Source organism: Bacillus sp. FJAT-27231 (assembly GCF_001183975.1).
GTDB classification, from domain to species: domain Bacteria; phylum Bacillota; class Bacilli; order Bacillales; family Domibacillaceae; genus Pseudobacillus; species Pseudobacillus wudalianchiensis.
This window is the reverse complement of record NZ_LFZU01000001.1, coordinates 1800800-1820778: the sequence shown is the minus strand read 5'-3', so window position 1 is coordinate 1820778 and position 19979 is coordinate 1800800. Positions and strand designations below refer to the sequence as shown.

Here is a 19979-nt window from a genome sequence, read left to right as displayed (position 1 = left end):
ATCCCTCCTTTATTAAGAAAAACAGCTGCAACCGTCATGAATGAATCCCTTCAATCAGCAAAACTCTCGCCGGGGAAGCATCCGTTCCAAGTAATTTTAAAGGAGCTGCAACCATAAAGTATTCTCCCTGTTCAATCATTTTTAACCGCAGCCCTTCAATCACAATAATGCCATTTGCAAATAGCGCTTTATGTGTAGGATGACCCGGCTGGCTTCTTTCTACCCCAAGCGCATCGATGCCCACTCCACGTATGCCCAGCTTTGCAAGATATTCCGCTCCGTCCTGTGCAAGAAAAATAAATTCAAAATTAAATTTTTCTTCGAAAGAATTTTTGGTTTTAAATAAAACAAAATCTCCTTTTTGAATGGACAAACCCTCAAGATCAGCTTTCGTAATCTGGTCTTCTGCCTCTGTTAGATCAAATACTTTGCAATGGCCGACAAGATGATCGAGCGAAATTGTTTCAAATGTATCGCCATCTGTGATCATATGAAGCGGTGCATCAATATGAGTCCCCGTATGTACGTCCAATTCAATTCGGGATTCTGTAACATACCCATTTGTTGCCGGTGTTAATTTTGGCTGTTTTTCCGGCTTGTTTTTATAGACTGTCATCCCTTCAAAGATAGGAGCTGTTACATCATATACTTTCATTCTATTCATCTCCCTACTCTAGTTTTCTAGCATTTTTCTGTTTAAAGAGATATAAAGGCCGCAAATTTGCGACCTTTTCATTTTGTTTATCGCAGTGCTTCATTGAATTTGGGTACCCATTCTGTATGGAAAGTGCCTTCTTTATCCTTTCGTTCATACGTGTGCGCCCCAAAGTAATCACGTTGTGCCTGCAATAAATTAGCTGGCAGTGATTCAGTGCGATAGCTGTCATAGTAAGCCAAAGCGCTGGCGAATGACGGGACAGGTATCCCTTGTTCTATAGCAAGTACAAGAACTTCGCGCAAGGAAGATTGATAGCTTTCCACAATTTCTTTAAAATACTTATCTAATAATAAATTCGCTAAGCCAGGTTCCCGGTCATATGCTTCTTTAATTTTTTGGAGGAATTGGGCTCTAATAATACAGCCACCGCGAAAGATCATCGCAATATTGCCATAATTAAGGTTCCAGTTATATTCTTCTGAAGCGGCACGCATTTGAGCGAAACCTTGTGCATATGAGCAAATTTTACTCATATATAATGCTTTGCGCACAGCTTCAATTACAGCTTCTTTATTGCCGCTGAATTTTTTCCTTTCCGGTCCATGCAATAGCCTGCTTGCTTTTACCCGTTCTTCTTTCATAGCGGAAATAAAACGAGCGAAGACCGACTCAGTAATAATTGGAAGAGGGACCCCTAAGTCTAAAGCACTTTGGCTTGTCCATTTACCTGTTCCTTTCTGCCCTGCTTTATCTAGGATAACATCTACAAGCGGCTCACCAGTTTCATTATCTACCTTTGTAAAAATATCTGCCGTAATTTCAATTAAATAACTGTCCAGTTCGCCTTTGTTCCATTCAGCAAACACCTCATGCAACTCCTGTGCCTGCAAGCCAAGCACATTCTTCATAATAAAATAGGCTTCAGAAATTAATTGCATATCTCCATATTCGATGCCGTTATGGACCATTTTTACATAATGCCCGGCTCCGTCCGGCCCAATGTACGTACAGCAAGGATCGCCTTCCACCTTTGCTGAAATTGCTTCTAGAATCGGCTGCATTAGCTCGAATGCTTCTCTTTGGCCGCCCGGCATAATAGAAGGTCCTCTTAATGCTCCTTCTTCTCCGCCTGAAACTCCCGTACCGATAAAGTGAATGCCTGTTGATTCTAATTCTTTATTGCGTCTAATCGTATCCCGGAAAAAAGTATTTCCCCCATCGATCAAAATATCACCTTTTTCAAGATAAGGCTTCAATGAATCAATCGTTGCATCTGTCGGTGTTCCGGCCTTCACCATTAATAAAATCTTGCGCGGCTTTTCCAGTGACTTAACAAACTCCTCAACCGTATATGCGCCGATGAATTTTTTTCCAGCTGCTTCTGTTTTTAAAAATTCCTCTGTTTTCTCCGGTGATCGATTATATACAGCGACAGAATAACCCCGGCTTTCAATATTTAAAGCAAGATTCTTTCCCATTACTGCTAAACCGATTACACCTACTTGTTGTTTCGTCATAAACGACCGCTCCTTATTGATTGAATTAGCCGACGATAGAAAAACGGCCCAAATTTAATTTCTCTTTTTCAAAACCAGGCTTTCCTAACAAAGCAAACATATTTTTTTTGTATGCCTCTACCCCTGGTTGATCAAACGGATTAACACCGAGCAAGCACCCGCTTATAGCACAAGCTTTTTCAAAAAAGTAGACCAATTCTCCGAAATGATATTCATTCAATTCCTCCAGCTCAATGAGCAAGTTGGGAATGCCGCCATCTACGTGAGCCATCATGGCTCCTTGAAAAGCTTTTTTGTTCACTTCATCCATCGTTTGGCCAGCAAGGAAGTTTAATCCATCTATATTGTCTGGATCAGCTTTTATTGTGAAATCAATGGCGGGTCTCGTTACTTGCAGTACAGTTTCGATTAAATGCCGACGCCCTTCCTGTACATATTGACCCATAGAGTGCAAGTCGGTCGGAAAATTAACGGATGCCGGAAACAAGCCTTTCTGGTCTTTTCCTTCACTTTCTCCGAATAGCTGCTTCCACCATTCAGCTACATACTGTAATGACGGTTCATAATTAACGAGTAATTCGATATCTCTTCCTTTTTGGTGAAGAATATTACGAATAGCAGCATACTGGTAACACTCATTCGTTGACAAGTCCGGATTATTATATTTATAGTAAGCTTGCTCTGCCCCAGTCATCATCTGATCAATATCAAGACCAGCTGTTGCCATCGGCAAAAGTCCGACTGCCGTTAATACTGAATATCTTCCGCCAATATCATCTGGGATGACAAACGATTCATATCCTTCTTCATCAGCAAGCTTTTTCAATGCGCCTTTTTCCTGATCAGTCGTTGCATAGATTCGCTTCCTCGCCTCTTCTTTTCCGTAATTCTTCTCAAGATAATCACGGAAAATGCGAAAAGCAATAGCTGGTTCCATCGTTGTTCCCGATTTAGAAATCACATTTATGGAAATATCCTTTCCGTCTAACAGTTCTAATAAATGAGTAATATAAGTGGAACTGATATTTTGTCCAGCAAAATACACTTTAGTTGTATTTTCCATTTGGTTATAAAAGCTGTGAGACAATGCTTCAATTGCTGCTCTTGCTCCTAAATACGAGCCGCCTGTACCAATTACGATAAGGGCATCTGACTGGTTCCGGATTTTTTCCGCCGCTTTCTTAACTCGCATAAATTCATCTTTATTATAACGAATCGGCCAATCTAGCCATCCTAGAAAATCAGATCCCGGACCTCTTTTTTCATGCAATCTGTTATGAGCAACATTTACAAATTCACTAACATACTCTAGTTCACTTTTGTTCATAAACGATAAAGAATTAGAATAGTTAAACGAAACAGCCATTTGATACTTCCCCTTTCTATTGTGGATTTTTATTATTTTTTCCGATTAAACGGCGATTGTTCACGTTTTAATAACCTACCACCACTTAAATCCGTCTTCCTCTAATAATTGATGAGCTGCTTTCGGGCCCATGGAACCTGCTGGATACGAATATAATGGGAGAATGTTTTCTGCAAAGGCTTCCAAAACTGGCTGTACCCAGTTCCACGACAACTCTACTTCTTTCCAATGAGCAAAAAATGTTGGATCTCCCCGAAGTGCATCGTAAATTAATGATTCATATGCTTCTGGAACATCTTTCCCAGGAGCAGAGAAATGCAGGGTAACCGGTTCAGCTTGACCATAATTTAATGGGTTTTTAAGATTTAACTGTAATGAAACTGATTCGTTTGGACTGATCTCAATGATTAGCAGGTTAGGTGTTGCTTTTTCGTTATGGCTTTCCTGTAGATCGCGCAACGTATTTTTAAATTCAATAACAATTTTTGTTGACTTTTTCTCCATCCGCTTTCCTGTCCGAATATAGAATGGCACGCCTCGCCAGGAAGGATCATCTATCCATAAGCGGGCTGCTATGAATGTGTCATTTATTGAAGATGATTCAACTCCCGGTTCCTCCTTGTAGGCTGCCACTTGTTTGCCATTGATCTCTCCGGAGTCATATTGACCGCGAATCACTTGAAAAGCGACATTTTCTTTCGTTAGCGGCCGCAGGCTCTTCATGATTTTTCTTTTTTCATGCCTTATATATTCAGGACCGATTTGTTCCGGAAACTGCATGGCTGTCATCATTAATAATTGCAGCATATGATTTTGAAACATGTCACGAATGGCTCCTGCCCGATCATAGTAATTCGCTCTTTCTTCCACACCGACTGTTTCACTGGCTGTTATTTGAACACTCGAAATATTTTGATTATTCCACAAAGATTGAAAGATAGGATTAGCTAGCTTTAAAGACTCTAAGTTTTGTACCATTTGCTTTCCAAGATAGTGATCGATCCGATAAATCTCCTCTTCCCTAAAAGCTGTGCTAAGCTTTTCATTTAACTGCTGGGCAGACGCTAGATCATGTCCAAACGGTTTTTCAATAACTAGGCGTTTCCATCCTTTTGACGTTCCAATTCCTCTCTCTTGAATATTTGAGGCAATAATATCAAAAAATTCAGGAGCTACTGATAAATAAAACAGTCTGTTTCCTTGTATTCCAAGCTCTTCTTCACGACTTTCGATCAAATTAAGCACAGGCTCGTAATCTGCACTACTTGTTACGTCTAACGCACAATAACGGAACGCCTGCAAAAATTCAGCCAGTCTGTTTTCCTCTTCACTAAACCGCCTGGAGAAATGACTTAAAGACTCCTTTACATGCAGTTGGAATACTTCATCTGTCCATTCACGCCGACTTAGTCCGATAATTGAAAATGGAGCAGTAAGCTTTTCATCGAGAAACAAATTGTATAAAGCAGGGAAAATTTTTCTTTTAGCTAAGTCTCCTGTTGCACCAAACAAGATAAAACTAACCGAATCCAGCTTTAACGTGTTTAAAGTATCGCAAGCATTCTCTTGGTTTAGAACCTTACGAGGAACAGTTAACTCTTTCATGCCATCCCCTCCTATGTCTTTATCATCTATACTAATGTCAGTATATCGTGTATAATATCGAATTGTAAGTATGCACTTTTTAATCATATAGTCACGAAAAGTATACTACTATTTCAAGGAGGTGAATGCAGTGGGACATCTGTGTGACAAAGTGTTTAACTGTGAAAAGGAATTGACCCTTTCCGTTATCGGAGGCAAATGGAAAATGCTTATTTTATGGCATCTCGGCAAAGAAGGCACGAAACGTTTTAATGAACTAAAAGCACTTATGCCGGGCATCACCCAACGAATGCTCGTCAATCAGTTACGGGAATTAGAAGAGGATTTGATCGTTCACCGTGAAGTTTACCCCGTCGTTCCTCCAAAAGTGGAGTATTCATTAACAGAACAAGGAAAAAGCCTGATTCCTATTCTTGAAATCATGTATGAATGGGGAAAAAATTATAATAAAACAACGGCCGTAAAAATCGGTGTGCAAATTAAAGATTCTATTAACTAATGAATCCTTAAAGAACATAGAAACCATGTACAAAGCGTTCGCACATGGTTTTTTTGTATGCATACAATTTCTGCTTATTATAAAAAACAAAGCCGATTTCCCCTAACTGCTGGAAAATCGGGTCTGCCTCCTTAAATCGTTACGTTATTTGGCAATCTTTTTTTTACCAAGAACTCCTTTTCTAAAATTGCGACAATATTGTCTGCTGCATTCTCAACAATTAACCGTCCTTTTGCAGCCGAGCTCGATCGTGCAGTATGGAGACATCCTGAAGACGGGATTAATGATGATGAAGGCGGGAAACTTTGGTATGAAGGCGGATTGTCAATGCCTTCGTCTACAATCAGATCCTCGCGAACAAGCTCAGGAGCAACGTGCATCATCATCGATGTTTCCGCAATAGCCGCATGTTCCAAAGCCCATCCTGGAAAAGGAACTTCATTAAATACTTGCGGCATAACTTCTGCCGATAAATTATCCCACCAGTTAGAGAGTAAAATTTTTGGAAATTCCGCTGTCCGATTTCTCATTAAGAGATCCGCCGCTTCAGCCAGAAACGCTTCATTCTCATAATGACAGCTAATCATCAATATTCTTTTCCATCCATCATGCAGGAACTCTTCCAGTAAATCGTACACTAGCGACGTGAGAGTCGCTCCTTTCAAATCAACTGTCCCAGGAAATAATGGGCCTCCGCCGCTGGCCGGAAGTGATTTGTATCCATAAGATACGGTCGGCGCCACTACTGCGTCAATTCTTTCTGCAATCGCCAAGCTCATCTTTTCAGCTAATATCGCATCCACACCGAGTGGCAAATGGGGGCCATGCTGTTCTGTTGAGCCGACTGGCAAAATTAATACACTGCTATTTACTTTTGACTGATACTCCTGCCATGTCATATGTGCTAATAAGTGACTGTTCATAAAGATGCTCCTTCCTATTCAAGTTATTAATATTTGACATTTACTTTTGATAATTCATCTTCAGCTTCATTAGCCTTCACTAATTTTTTCTTCTCAATGTTCGCCTTGATTACATAAAAGAGAGCTACGATAATTGCACTTAATAAACTTAGTATTAATTGAGAACGTGTTGAAGCGTTGAAAGCCATTGATCCAATGATCGCTACCATGGCCAAAATGGAGCCTATAGTTAAATACGGATAAGCCCACATGCGCAATTTCAAGCGTTCTGGCATTTCACGTTCGATCTTTTTACGCAAACGCAGCTGAGAAATAGCGATTAGTAAATAGACGAAGATAGCAATTGCTCCCGAGGAATTAAGCAAAAATTGAAACACGGTATCTGGGGAGATAAACGCCATAATAACAGACAAGAAACCAAATATAGTACAGGTGAGAATCGCTTTTAATGGGACCCCACTCTTTGTTACGTCCATCATCCATCGAGGAGCATCGCCTTTATCTCCCAGAGCAAACAGCATTCTGGAGGCCGTGTATATTCCTGAATTTAAACAGGAAAGTACGGCTGTAACAACAACCAGGTTCATAATCATATCGGCGCCCGGAATGCCGATCACTTTTAACGCACTGACATACGGGTTTGTAAGCGCTTTTGCATCATTCCAAGGAACAATCGCGACAATGAGAAAAACAGATCCGACATAGAATGTCATGATACGAACAATAACAGAGTTGACAGCTTTTACGACTGCTTTTTCAGATTCAGCTGATTCGGAAGCGGCGATCGTAACGATTTCTGAACCGACGAAGGAGAAGATAATGGTGGCTACGGCAACGAACACCGCACCTGAACCAAGAGGCGCAAATCCACCGTGCGCTGTCAGATTAGAGAAGTCCATTGTTGTATTGGGAAGCAGCCCAAGCACGTACGCCCCACCGAGGGCAAGAAATAAAATAATCGCCACAATTTTAATTAGCGAAAACCAATATTCAAATTCACCATAAGCCTTAACCGAAAAGAGGTTCGTGATCGTCAATACGACCAGCAATATGAGATTTAGCGCCCAGAGAGAAACGTGCGGAAATAACCACTCTCTTAATATAGCCGCACCCGCTATTGCTTCTACAGCTATAACGATAACCCAGAAGTACCAGTATAGCCATCCAACAGTAAATCCGGCCCAGTTCCCCAAGGCTTCCCGTGCATAATCAGAAAAAGAACCAAGTGACGGCTTGGCAACAACCATCTCCCCAAGCATTCTCATCACAAGAATAACTAGTATTCCAGCCATTAAGGCTGTAAATACGGCTGCAGGACCAGTCATTTGGATAATAGCTCCACTGCCGACAAATAAACCTGCCCCAATCGAACCGCCAAATGCAATCATCATTAAGTGACGCATCTTTAAGCCCTTCTGCAACTTTTCTTCTTCGTTCATATTAGATAGCTCCTTTAGTTTACAGATTATTTATCCTATGGCTGCCAAACACTGCATCAAACGATAACTATTTTCTGGCGAGCATATCTAAGCAGGCTTCCTGTTCGAAAGTAAAGGTTCATGATGTTTCCATCCTTTAGCTTCTTTGCAAAAAGCTAAAATGGACGGATGAAAAGCAGTTTTTAACGGCCAGTTTCGGGTAAAGAGAAAACTGTATTATATCCGTATTTCTATATTAGTAATGGCCCCCAGTCGACCATGTACGAAATGGGGGCAATATTACACCTTTTTCATTAAAAAATTAGTATTTAAGTGAAAACCTTGACCGGCTCATTGTTTTCTTGAAAAAGAGCCGAAAATAAAAGTTATTTTTTAATGATGTTATACTCAGGGCCAAATGGGAATTTTGTGATGTTTTCTGCGCCATTTTCAGTGATGACAAGAATATCATGCTCACGGTATCCCCCTGCTCCCGGCTCTCCTTCCGGAATCATAATCATCGGCTCCATGGAAATAACCATGCCTGGTTTCAGCACTGTTTCAATATCTTCACGCAGCTCCAAGCCCGCTTCACGGCCGTAATAATGGCTGAGCACGCCGAACGAATGGCCATAGCCGAATGTCCGGTTCGCCAGCAGATTATGCTCGCGGTAAATGTCATTTAATTCAGCCGCAATGTCCATACATCTCACTCCCGGCTTGATTAATTCTAAGCCGCGGCGATGCACCTTGCAGTTGATTTCCCACAGTTCTAAATGGCGGTCCGATACCTCTTCCAGGAATAACGTGCGTTCAAGCGCCGTATAGTAGCCGGCAATCATCGGGAAGCAGTTCAGGCTCAAAATATCCCCGCGCTGCACCTTACGGGAAGTTGCCCAGTTATGGGCACCGTCGGTGTTAATGCCCGATTGGAACCACACCCATGTGTCTCTTAGCTCGGCATGAGGATACGTGCGGGCAATTTCACGCACCATCGCCTCTGTGCCGTGTAATGCTACTTCATATTCCGGCACTCCTTCGCGGATCGCTTCCACTACAGCGGCGCCGCCAATATCAGCAATGCGGGCTCCGTTTTTAATCAAATCAATTTCTTCTTCTGACTTCATCATCCGCTGAGCCATGACCGCCTGGGATACATCTGTTAGAACAGCTGTCGGCAGGGCATCTTCTAATTGGCGCCGCATATTGAGTGTCATGTGGTCCTCTTCGATTCCGAGCCGGCCGCGAAGGAATCCGGCTTCTGTCAACACCTTTTTCACTGCATACAAGAAGTTATCTCTTTTCCAGTCTGTATATACAATGTTTTCATCAAAGCTGCGCCGCCATGGCATACCGGCATCAATGTTGGCACTGACCGTGACATGCTTGTCCTGAGTCACAACGAGAGCATAGGACCGATTAAAGGAAGTGTATAAGAAATCGCTGTAGTAGTTAATGTTATGATAGGAAGTAAAGACAACGGCACCGATATCATGCTTAGCCATATACTCACGCAGAAGCGTATTGCGCCGGGTCATTTCCTCTTTTGAAAAAGTCGGCTTTACCTTTTGCCCGCCATTTTGCAAGATTTTTGTTCTTTCTAAATCTGTGATTTGTACCATGTTTTTCACCTTTCCTTTTCCTATTATTTTCTTCTGTCAGTTCCTCTGATTGCCTTTACCATTTGGCATGAGCATGTTCTAAAGTAATCCGAAAAATGCTCATTCGCTCTGCTATGTAAAAGGAGGATCACGGGTTCTGTCTGAATTGACATGATAAATAATTTTATATTTTGCTGCTATATTCGATGAACGAGCCATGCTTTCCCTCCTTTCTTATAAATTTATTTTTCTGGCTACTCCTCTAACAAAGATTTGTTCACGGTCTCTTTTGTTCGCAGCAACGCTAAAAGTGCTATTAAGGCTGCTGCGATTAGATAGAAGGCTGGAGCGAATGTATTATTTGTCTGCATAATCAAGAATGTGGCAATAAACGGCGCTGTTCCCCCAAAAATGGCATTTCCCATGTTAAAAGACAGACCGAAGCATGTATATCTCACAGAGGAAGGGAACATCTCAGACAGGAAAGCGGCAAGTACTCCGTCATTTCCAGCCAGTATGGCTCCAAGTAATATCTGCGCTGCGACTGCATATATGCCGCCTTGAGAAAGAAGCAAGAAGATTGGATACGTAAACAAGATAAATAGAATACAAGCACTGATAAGTACTGGTTTTCTGCCGATTCGATCTGCCAACATGCCAGCAAATGGCAGGAGGATAACATAAGTAGCTAATGAAACAATTGTTGTAGAGATGCCTGTTATACTATTGAAGCCCAGCTCGTTCACAAGATAAGTAGGCATGTAGCTGAGGATAATATAAAAACCAACTGCGTTAAGACAGATTACACCGAAGGCAACTAGAATTTGCTGACGATTTTGACGGACGCTGCTTAAAATAGGTTGATGAGTTTCTTCATGATCCATTTCATTAAAAACCGGTGTGTCTTCAAGTTTCATACGTATATAAAGAGCAATTAATCCAAGCGGGCCCGACACAAGAAATGGGATGCGCCACCCCCAGCTGTGCAGAGAATCCTGTGTCAAACCGTATTCTAGAAGAACAGCAGTAAACGCTCCAAGCAGCAGTCCAGCTGCTGTACTTGCCGGCACCATGCTGACAAGAAGCCCTCTGCGCTCTGCTGGTGCATATTCGGCGATAAACAAAGAAGCTCCAGCATATTCGCCGGATGCTGAAAATCCTTGGACAATCCGGCATATAAGAAGTAAGCATGGTGCAGCAAAACCTATCGAAGCATATCCGGGCAGCAGCCCAATCGTAAAGGTGGCCAATGACATCATGATAATGGTAAGAACGAGCACACGTTTTCGTCCAAGCCGATCTCCGTAATGCCCCCAAACAAGACCGCCTATCGGCCGTGCCAGAAAGGAAACGGCAAATACTCCGAAAGTTCCGAGCAAAGCCGCTTTTTCATTGCCCGGAGCAAAGAAGACAGCCGCAATAATCGTCGCTAAATACCCGTAAGAGGCATAATCAAACCATTCAATTAAATTGCCAATTGCCGCGCCAAATACGGCATGTTTTATTTGAGTAGACTGACTTTTAGTGTGTTCTATCGTATTTTCTATTTGTTGTAATGACATTTACTTATAACCTCCATCTCTTTCGGAAATGACAGACTAAAAATTTGAATTAATCAGAAAATGATTATTAAATTTTTTTCTGGCCTCCAATGGCTGGATAACGATCAACAGATTAGAAAACAGACGATAAGACTGCCACTGTTTTAGACGTGTAGTGTTTCAAAGCCTATTAAGAATCATTGGAAGTGTCCCTGTTTTTTATATTTCAGCTGTTACGGAAAAAAGAAATCATTCACCTTTGTTCCTCCTCCCATTTTCTCTTTTCACCTTTTCTTACAGGCTTTTAAATTATGACTAGTTCCGATTGAAAACTTGGTTTTTCTATTGAGCATCGGGATTAACAACATCCTGTATAGCTTTATTGTAAGCGCTAACTTATAATAGGAATGATATCATTCCATTAAATCTTGCCACAATTGGACATTTCGCTTAAAATTAAACTTAATTTTAAGAATTTTTGTACTATTTTTACAAAGGAGGAACGTTCATGCTTACAGTGAGAGAAGCAATACTTCTGCCAGGACTCAATAATATAGCGGTTCGTGCCGGTAAAAGAGGATTATTTAGAAAAATCCGCTGGGCACATGTTATCGATCATGATGATATGAAACATTTTCTTGAGGGCGGCGAGCTGCTTATGACATGCGGACAAGTTTGGCCTCAAGACAAGTCAGCAGAAGAAAGGCTCCTTAAAGGACTTTTACGTCATCAAATTTCAGGTATCCTATTTGCTACAGGACGTTACTTAGAAAAATGCCCTCCAGCTGTTTTAGAGTTTGGTGAAAAATATGCCATTCCAATTCTAGAAGTGCCTTTCCATTTGCGATTTGTGAAAATTACCCATTCTATCCATCAAGAAATTATGAGGCGAGAATTTAGAAAAAAAGAATTAACTACTCGGCTCTCTTCACAATTGACCGATGAATTAAAATCTGCTCATGCGAGCATAGACATCTGTCGTACCTTATCTAAACACTTTAAATGCCTGTCTGTCATCACTAATTCCTCCGGAGAAATGCTAGATAAGTCGATCCCAAACAACACCAAGCGAATCGATCTGCCCCGCACAATAGAGAAGCTTACAAAGACCTTAAACGGGGATATTTTTAATGACAGTCATTCCGAACAGGAAGCAATCTCAATTGAAGGGCAGGCGATCTACATACCAACTAAAACTCCTCCATACGCCATCGCTGTTCCTCTTCAAACTGGGGGAAATCATTGGGGAACTCTCTGGCTTATCAGCCTTCAACACCAATTTGAAGAAACTCATACCATAGCACTTGAATATGCTGCTACCATTTTATTAGATATCCATTTGCATCAGCAGGAAATAGGAATTGCCCATAAGCAGTTAAGAGCAGAATTAATGGAATTGCTCTTTGAAAGTCCAAAAACTGGCTCGATTGTCATGGAAGACCGAATGAGAAAACTAAGACTCGCACCGAATGAAAACTGGATAGCCGGATTAGTGCTTCCCGGAAAGAAAGAAATGCCACTCAGTCTGTCCTTGGAGATGGACTTCTTAAGCAGTGAATGCACTAGATGGATTGATCAAACAGAGGGAATTGACGGTTTTTGTGAGGCATACGATGGACAGCTGACTTTGCTCATCTCCTCCAACCTTACGCATATGGAAATGAAAACTTTGTTAGAAAATTTATATAACCACATAAGAGCAATCTATAAGCAGATAAGACCTGTTTTTGTTTTTGGTGAGAGAAAGGCAGACTTGCTTTCCTTAGTTGAAAGCTATCAGCAGGCCAAATCTTTAAGCCCGCTCGTCCAGTATTCGCATTCTGAAGGAGGGATTTATTTTGCAGATGAGTCACGAAGAGAATTGCTCCTTTATGGAGGAATGAATACATCTAGAGCACTTGAATTTAGGAAGTTGATATTGCCGGAAGAGCTGCTGTCTGAACGTGGGGCGGCCCTCTATGAAACCTTAAAGTGTCTTGCTGTCCATAATTATAATCGTGAGATCGTCGCTAAAAGACTTCATATTCACCGAAACACATTAAGGTATCGAATTGAACGGATTGAACAATATTTACGAGACAGCCTATCCTCTTCCAGATGCCAATTCTGGATTCAAGTAGCATTAGATCTTGAGTCTCTTGCCAGTTGCAACGAGAGAGCACTGGAACTAGCAGAAGATGATTATAAAGAGAAAATGATTTTTTCTACGAGTTTCTAATGTTCATTAATTCGTCTGCCTGGTTGTGTAGTAGCGTAGTTAAAATAAGTTAGCCCATTTAAAAAAGCCTGCTCTTGAGGATTCTCCCAACAAAAGCAGGCTTTTTTTATTCGTATCTTTTTAAGACGATAGCGGAATTATGACCGCCAAATCCAAATGAATTAGATATTCCAACGTTTAAAGAAACGTGTCTTTTTCCTTCCGGTACATAGTCTAAATCACATTCCGGATCTTGGTTCTCTATGTTGATCGTTGGCGGCACGAGCCCTTCTTGTAGACCTTTTATAAGAGCAATTGCCTCCACTGCCCCGGCAGCTCCAAGCATATGGCCGAGCATCGATTTGTTTGCTGTAACAGGAAGTCGGCGGGCATGATCTCCAAACAGTCTTTTAATAGCTAGTGTTTCGGAAATATCTCCTACTTTTGTACTCGTTGCATGGGCACTAACAACGTCTACTTCTTCTGCATTTATGCCTGCTCTCATCAGGGCTTTTCGCATGGCAGAGTAAGCCCCCCTTCCCTCTGGGTGAGAGGCAACCATATGATAAGCGTCAGACCCGGCCCCATATCCAATTACTTCTCCGTAAATAGGAGCTTCGCGGCGGAGCGCATGTTCAAGCGACTCTAATACTAATATGCCCGCCCCTTCACTCATAACAAAACCATCCCTGTCTGTATCAAATGGGCGGCTAGCACGGGACGGCTCTTCATTCCTCACAGATAAAGCAGTCGCATTCCCGAAGCTTGCCAGCGACAAATTCGTAATGGCCGCTTCCGTTCCACCTGCTATCATCACATCGGCCTCATCATTTTGAATCGCATTAAACGCTTCCCCAATAGATGTATTGCCAATCGAGCAGGCTGTTACTGGCGATAGCGATGGACCAAACGCACCGTATTTTATACTTATTTGAGCAGCCGCCGCATTGGATATCATCATTGGTACTAAACTGGGGCTTACTCTTCCTGCTCCTCTCTTATTCAATATATTGACATTATCAATAAATGTATTGATGCCCCCAATTCCTGAGCCAACATATACACCAAACCGTTCACGGTCTATCTTGTCCATAGTCAATTGAGAATCTGCTAAGGCTTGTTCGGCAGCGGCTAAAGCAAACTGGCAAAAGCGGTCCATCCGTCTTGCTTCCTTACGTCCTAGAAGCCCCTCCGCATCAAAACCACGAATGATTCCTGCTATTTTTGTTTTAGAATCCGATACATCAAATGTGTCAATCAATGTAATTCCTGATTCCCCTTCTATTAAACGCTGCCAGAATGTATTTACATCATTTCCTAGAGGTGAAATAATTCCCATTCCAGTAATAACGACCCTATTCATTTAAAATCCTCCTGTCATTGTCTTTATTCTCATTTTACGCTCTTTTTATCCTATTACAATTTGTTGTTTATCCTAGTATAATTTACACTACAATAATACAAAACACGCTGAACTAGCTTTTAGAGAACAGCCCTTGAAGAGGAGAAAGGAGATCCCATATGAATTCAGACACAAGACTTCAGGCCTTATCAGAATTTTTAAAAGCACGACGTTCTAAAATCAATCCCCATATGGTCGGGCTGCCGATGGGAAAGCGGAGAAGAACTCCCGGCCTTCGCAGAGAAGAGGTAGCTCAGTTGGCTGCCGTAAGCACAACCTGGTATACGTGGCTTGAGCAAGGAAGAGATATTAAAGTATCCGCTTCTGTGTTGGATGCCATTTCTAACGCACTGCTTTTAAAGCCGGATGAAAGAAAATATTTATTTGCGCTTGCTCTAGATGAAGGGTCAACCAATGAATTTCCGGCTGAACAAGAAACATTAATCAGTCCTTCCTTACAAAAAATATTGAAAGAGCTTCGTTACTGCCCGATGATCATTTCTGATAGACGCTGTCACATTGTTGGATGGAACCAGGCAGCAGCGCATGTCTTTCTCAATTTTGAGCAAGTTCCGTCTGAAGATCGAAATTTAATCCGTCTGTTATTTAAGAGAAAAGAGTTTAGAAGCTTAGCTGTGAACTGGGAACATTTTGTCAAAGGCTTTCTAGCGATTTTCCGTATGTATTATGGACAATATTTTGCCGACCAGTGGTATTCACAATTCATTGAAGAAATGGAGCGCAACCACCCTGACTTTCAAGAAATGTGGAATCAGGGGGAAGTAAGCTCAGCACCGGAAGTGCTCATTGAATTTCGGCATGCGAAAGCCGGAAAGATGGTATTCAGCCTGACATCCCTGCAAGTCCAGGGAAATATTGATTTAAGGTGCAGCATTTATACCCCAGTTGATGGCACAAGAACAGAGGAAAAGCTAAAGCGTCTGATTGAAAATAAACATACATGAATCTCACATAGAAACAAGCAGCCAACAGTTGCCGAACAGGCGAGCTGGCTGCTTGTTTATTTATCTCTAATTCTCTCGAAAAACGGTTATTCAGAATATAACGGCAGAGCAGTCCTCGTTGCTCTTATTTTGGCTCTTTGTTTCTCGGTAGCAGATAAATCTACCTTTCTCTCTTTGATAATGACCCCATAATCCCGGCGGGCTGTTTCAATAGAGACTATTTCATCCAATACATCTTCAAGCACTTGCTCAGGAGACCTCTCAAGCGGATCTCCGTAACCGCCAGATGATGGGACTAAAATCTGGACTGATTCTCCTGCTTGAAAACGGTAGCCGTTGATTTTAGAAGGAAGCTCTTCAGGGGTTGTATCCGGATTTTTAATGAGATTGGCACTCGTTCCCGGCAACCCGCCTTTATATCCCCATGGACGCACGGTATGTTTATCCCCTTCCATGGTCATAAATCCGTCTGTCAGGAATCTATTCCACCGTACGATTCCTAATCCCCCTCTCCACCGGCCGGCTCCTCCCGTATCTTCGCGAAGTTCATATTGCTCGCAAACGAGCGGAATATGCATATCGAGATCTTCAATTGGATTATTCATTGTGTTCCACGAACTAAAATCTACCGCATCCATTCCATCTTTGCCTGGGCGCCCTCCATAAGATCCTTCATTCACCTCAATGTATACCCAATATTCATTGTTTTCATCCAGTCCAGCATAAGAAGCAAACTGCAGATTGGCTGCACTGCCTGCACACGTTTGATCAGGAAGAACAGGAGTTAACGCTTTAATAATTAAGTCAGCGACCGTGTTCACCTGGTTCCCCCGGCTGAATAAAGCTGCCGGCTTAACTGGGTTGAAAATACATCCTTTTCGAGCTGTAATTTTAATTGGCCGGAAAGCCCCTTCGTTAGCTGGAACCTCCTCTTCTGTAGTGTATGTGTCCAAAAATATAGAACGCAGCACACTATGCACACTTACACAAAGAGCTCCTGAATACGCAACATTAAATGCCGTGGATACTTCATCAGCTGATCCGGAAACATCCACTTCCAGTTCTTCCCCCTGTTTCGTTAATTTCACATGCACCTTCAGCCTTTTGTCGAGATTACGTCCATCGTTATCAAGCCACGACTCGGCTTCATATACGCCGTCGGGAATTTTAGCAATTTCTTTTCTCATCATTCGTTCCGAATAGTTCATGAGCTCCTCGCAAGCTGAAACAACCGTATCTTTTCCGTACTTATCCATCAGTTCGATAAACCGCTTGGCTCCCAGCCGGCAGGCAGCTACCTGTGCTTCAAGGTCGCCAATTACTTGTACAGGTGTCCGAACCTTTTGGCGGATAACTTCAAACAGCGTTTCATTTCGTATCCCTTTATCGTAAAGCTTCACTCCATTTAAAATTAAGCCCTCTGCATACACATCAGGCACATCAATCATAAGACCCGGCTGGGCTCCCCCCATATCAAGATGATGGGCAGTCGCTCCTGCATAGCCCACCAGCTCTCCTTTATAAAATATCGGCTGGCACAAAGCAACATCCGGGGAATGAGAAGCCCCTGCGTAAGGATCGTTGTTCCAAATAATATCATCAGGGTGCTGGTTGTCTCCCAGTTTTTCCCGGAATCCGCGGATATACCCCGGTAAACAGCCTAATTGCATAGGCGTAGAATCAGCTTCAGCCAACGTATTGCCAAAAACATCAAAAATACCGGCCCCAAGATCTTCTGATTCCCGAATAAGTGAGGAATACGCCATTCGATACATAACGTGCGCCATTTCTTTAGCTATAGTCTTTAATGCACCGCCGATAACTTGTAAAGTCACAGGATCAATTTTATTTTCAACTATAGTAGGATTCGCTTGATTTATCGTCATTTTTCGTTACCTCACCTTCGAGAAAAGTTTTTCAACGGACTCTGCTGCACCGCCCTGGGCAGCTTTAGCTGCTACAAACAATGTGCCATTCTCTGAAACAGTAGCCTGCCAATGAGGCGGAACTGAAGTTGTCGAGTCTCTCTGTACGATAATAGCCGGGCCTGTAATGACATCCTGTGCAAGCAATTTACTGCGGTCATAGCGAGGAGTAGAAAAACGTTGGATTTCACCATTCACTTCAAACACTGTGTCCCGCTCGTACATCAGGGCTTCACCCGGATTGACCCGATCCCCGATCTCCAGTTTTGGTAAAATTAGTGAAGGAGTTTTTCCAGTGGCGACAATACGCAGTGTAATTAATTCCACTACGTTTTCAGGAAAATGGTGACCGTACTCTTCCTCATGCGCTTCATGGAACTTTTTGCTGATTATTTCTATCGTTTGTTCGGTAATCGGTCCATCCGGAATAGCAGCCCGTAATTCAAATCCTTGTCCGGCATATCGGCACTCCGCGATGCGCTCTACGACAATATCCTCTGGATTAACCCCATCTTTAAGGAGCTGGTCCTGGGCTTCACTCGATAACGTCTCAAGTGCTGCACTAATAGAAGTCAGTGTTTCTGGAGTGACCTTGTCAAGCCGGTTAATATGAGATTTAATAAAATCATATTTAAGATCGCCGACTAATAAACCTGTCGCTGCGCTAATTCCGGGATAGCTTGGAACGATAACGAGGTTACAGCCGATCGTTTCCGCTAAATCGACAGAATGAAGCGGTCCGGCACCGCCAGCTGCAAATAAAGCGAACTCGCGCGGATCGATTCCTTTGCTGACAGATTTAGCACGAATGCAAAGAGCCATATGATTATTGATGATTTTGAGAATGCCAAGAGCCGCCTCTTCCACAGTCATATCCAACTGACGACAAAGTGTTTCTTCTACGGCCTTGTAGCTTAGTTCGGGGTGCAATTGAAGATCTCCTCCAAGAAACTGTTCAGGATCAAGGCGTCCAAGAATAACATTGGCATCGGTAACACACGGATACTCCCCTCCTTGGCCGTAGCAGGCAGGCCCTGGATTTGCACCGGCACTTTTCGGACCAACGCGGAATGCTCCTCCCGCGTCAATGTAAGCAATCGACCCGCCCCCTGCCCCAATTACTTCTACATCAATCATTGGTACAAGTACCGGATAACCATTGACTTCTGCGTCACGGGGATTGATAATTTTTGGCGTTCCATTTGGAATGACTGAAATGTCTGCTGAAGTTCCTCCTATGTCTACGCTAATGAGATTTTTGACTCCTTCCAAATCTCCGCACCAGGCAGTGGCTAATACAGCACCAGAAGGTCCTGATTTTAATAAAGTAACCGGCTTTTCTGTTGCCATTTCACTAGTAGCCATTCCTCCGGAAGACTGCATAATATGGAGTTCACCTTCCACCCCGGCATGATCAAGAGCACTGACCAAATGTTCTAAATATTTACTGACACGAGGTGCTACATATGCGTTCATCGCAGCCGTGCTAAATCTTTCATATTCCCGCATTTGGGGAACTATTTCGCTCGAGGTGAAGCATTGAACCTCCGGCCACATTTCTTTCACGATTTTCTTTGCGAGCTGTTCGTGCTCGTCATTCAGGAAGGAAAAAAGGAAAGAAATAACGACTACATCCACTTTAGAATCTTTTAACCGCTGTACAGCCTCACGAACCTCCTTTTCATTCAGCGGCACCTTGACCCGGCCGTCTGGCGCTGCCAATTTCTCTGTTATTGGAATACGATTTCTGCGCAGCACTAAAGGGTCTGTTTGCCAAGGAAGATCCTGCTGGATAGAGAAATTCTCCATCTTCTTGTGACGAGCAATGTGTAAAATATCTCGGTAATTTTTTGTCGTCAGCATTCCTACCGCAGCACCGTTGCGCTCAATCGTAATATTAGTAGCTACTGTTGTTCCATGAAGAACATAATCAACCGCCGTTACCGGAACTCCTGCTTTTTCACAAAGCTCCTGGATGCCATTAATTACCCCGATAGACTGATCTTCCAATGTACTTGGAACTTTATGAACGTGAATCTGATTAGTTAATTCATCGACTAGTATTAAATCTGTAAATGTTCCGCCAACATCAACACCTACTCGAACCATGTGAACAGCTCCTTTTCTAATTTCTTATTCAAACAATCCAGTGTTTTCATCTTTTCCGTGAAAAAAATATCTCCTCACTTTTTGAAAACAGAAAGAAAGTAGTCAGCAAAAGAAGACCTTAGCTGCTCTACGCAAGAATCCTGACTCTCTCTTTCTTGCATTCTCGTAGATGTATCTAATCTTTCCCGCGGCCAATATTCCTGGACGCTCCATCACCCCTTTCAAGAATATAGCTTTTGTTTATGAAAACAGC

Annotated in this window: 14 protein-coding genes; 3 read left to right on the top strand and 11 right to left on the bottom strand. The window is 42.4% G+C overall.

The window, feature by feature from the left end; translation table 11 throughout:
* Nucleotides 1-34: 34 nt before the first annotated feature.
* The 4 genes from AC623_RS08545 to zwf form a co-directional block, all read right to left on the bottom strand.
* Nucleotides 35-655, bottom strand: coding sequence for a cyclase family protein (locus AC623_RS08545; RefSeq protein ID WP_049662061.1), 621 nt, complete (start codon nt 653-655; stop codon nt 35-37).
* Between the two features lie 86 nt (nt 656-741).
* The gene (gndA, locus tag AC623_RS08540) at nt 742-2175 is read right to left on the bottom strand and encodes an NADP-dependent phosphogluconate dehydrogenase (protein ID WP_049662060.1); all 1434 of its coding nucleotides are present in this window, start codon (nt 2173-2175) and stop codon (nt 742-744) included.
* 25 nt (nt 2176-2200) lie between these two features.
* Nucleotides 2201-3541 carry a glucose-6-phosphate isomerase gene (locus AC623_RS08535; RefSeq protein ID WP_049662059.1) on the bottom strand — a complete coding sequence of 447 codons (1341 nt, stop codon included), beginning with the start codon at nt 3539-3541 and terminating at the stop codon, nt 2201-2203.
* Between the two features lie 75 nt (nt 3542-3616).
* Nucleotides 3617-5074, bottom strand: a complete 1458-nt coding sequence (gene zwf / locus AC623_RS08530) for a glucose-6-phosphate dehydrogenase (RefSeq protein ID WP_049666415.1) — start codon at nt 5072-5074, stop codon at nt 3617-3619.
* Between the two features lie 202 nt (nt 5075-5276).
* Here zwf and AC623_RS08525 point away from each other — a divergent pair, with 202 nt between their 5' ends.
* Nucleotides 5277-5645, top strand: a complete 369-nt coding sequence (locus AC623_RS08525) for a winged helix-turn-helix transcriptional regulator (protein WP_049662058.1) — start codon at nt 5277-5279, stop codon at nt 5643-5645.
* Nucleotides 5646-5776: 131 nt separating this feature from the next.
* On the opposite strand, the gene AC623_RS08520 is transcribed toward AC623_RS08525, so the two are convergent.
* From AC623_RS08520 to AC623_RS08505, 4 genes are all read right to left on the bottom strand, one after another.
* Nucleotides 5777-6568 carry a creatininase gene (locus tag AC623_RS08520; protein WP_049662057.1) on the bottom strand — a complete coding sequence of 264 codons (792 nt, stop codon included), beginning with the start codon at nt 6566-6568 and terminating at the stop codon, nt 5777-5779.
* Nucleotides 6569-6594: 26 nt separating this feature from the next.
* Nucleotides 6595-8007 (bottom strand): amino acid permease, encoded by a 1413-nt coding sequence (locus AC623_RS08515; RefSeq protein WP_049662056.1) that lies wholly within the window; start codon nt 8005-8007, stop codon nt 6595-6597.
* 365 nt (nt 8008-8372) lie between these two features.
* Complete coding sequence (locus tag AC623_RS08510) at nt 8373-9608, bottom strand: M24 family metallopeptidase (RefSeq protein ID WP_049662055.1); 1236 nt, start codon at nt 9606-9608, stop codon at nt 8373-8375.
* 233 nt (nt 9609-9841) lie between these two features.
* Entirely contained in the window at nt 9842-11149 is a 1308-nt protein-coding gene (locus tag AC623_RS08505; protein WP_049662054.1) for an MFS transporter, read from the bottom strand.
* Nucleotides 11150-11636: 487 nt separating this feature from the next.
* Here AC623_RS08505 and AC623_RS08500 point away from each other — a divergent pair, with 487 nt between their 5' ends.
* Nucleotides 11637-13346, top strand: coding sequence for a PucR family transcriptional regulator (locus tag AC623_RS08500; RefSeq protein ID WP_049662053.1), 1710 nt, complete (start codon nt 11637-11639; stop codon nt 13344-13346).
* Nucleotides 13347-13452: 106 nt separating this feature from the next.
* On the opposite strand, the gene fabF is transcribed toward AC623_RS08500, so the two are convergent.
* Nucleotides 13453-14688 carry a beta-ketoacyl-ACP synthase II gene (gene fabF / locus AC623_RS08495; protein WP_049662052.1) on the bottom strand — a complete coding sequence of 412 codons (1236 nt, stop codon included), beginning with the start codon at nt 14686-14688 and terminating at the stop codon, nt 13453-13455.
* A 158-nt stretch (nt 14689-14846) separates the two neighbouring features.
* Here fabF and AC623_RS08490 point away from each other — a divergent pair, with 158 nt between their 5' ends.
* Entirely contained in the window at nt 14847-15692 is an 846-nt protein-coding gene (locus AC623_RS08490) for a helix-turn-helix transcriptional regulator (RefSeq protein ID WP_049662051.1), read from the top strand.
* An 86-nt stretch (nt 15693-15778) separates the two neighbouring features.
* On the opposite strand, the gene AC623_RS08485 is transcribed toward AC623_RS08490, so the two are convergent.
* On the bottom strand, nt 15779-17578 hold the full coding sequence (locus tag AC623_RS08485) for a hydantoinase B/oxoprolinase family protein (protein WP_049662050.1): 1800 nt from the start codon (nt 17576-17578) through the stop codon (nt 15779-15781).
* Between the two features lie 6 nt (nt 17579-17584).
* Entirely contained in the window at nt 17585-19726 is a 2142-nt protein-coding gene (locus AC623_RS08480; RefSeq protein WP_049662049.1) for a hydantoinase/oxoprolinase family protein, read from the bottom strand.
* Nucleotides 19727-19979: the final 253 nt, after the last annotated feature.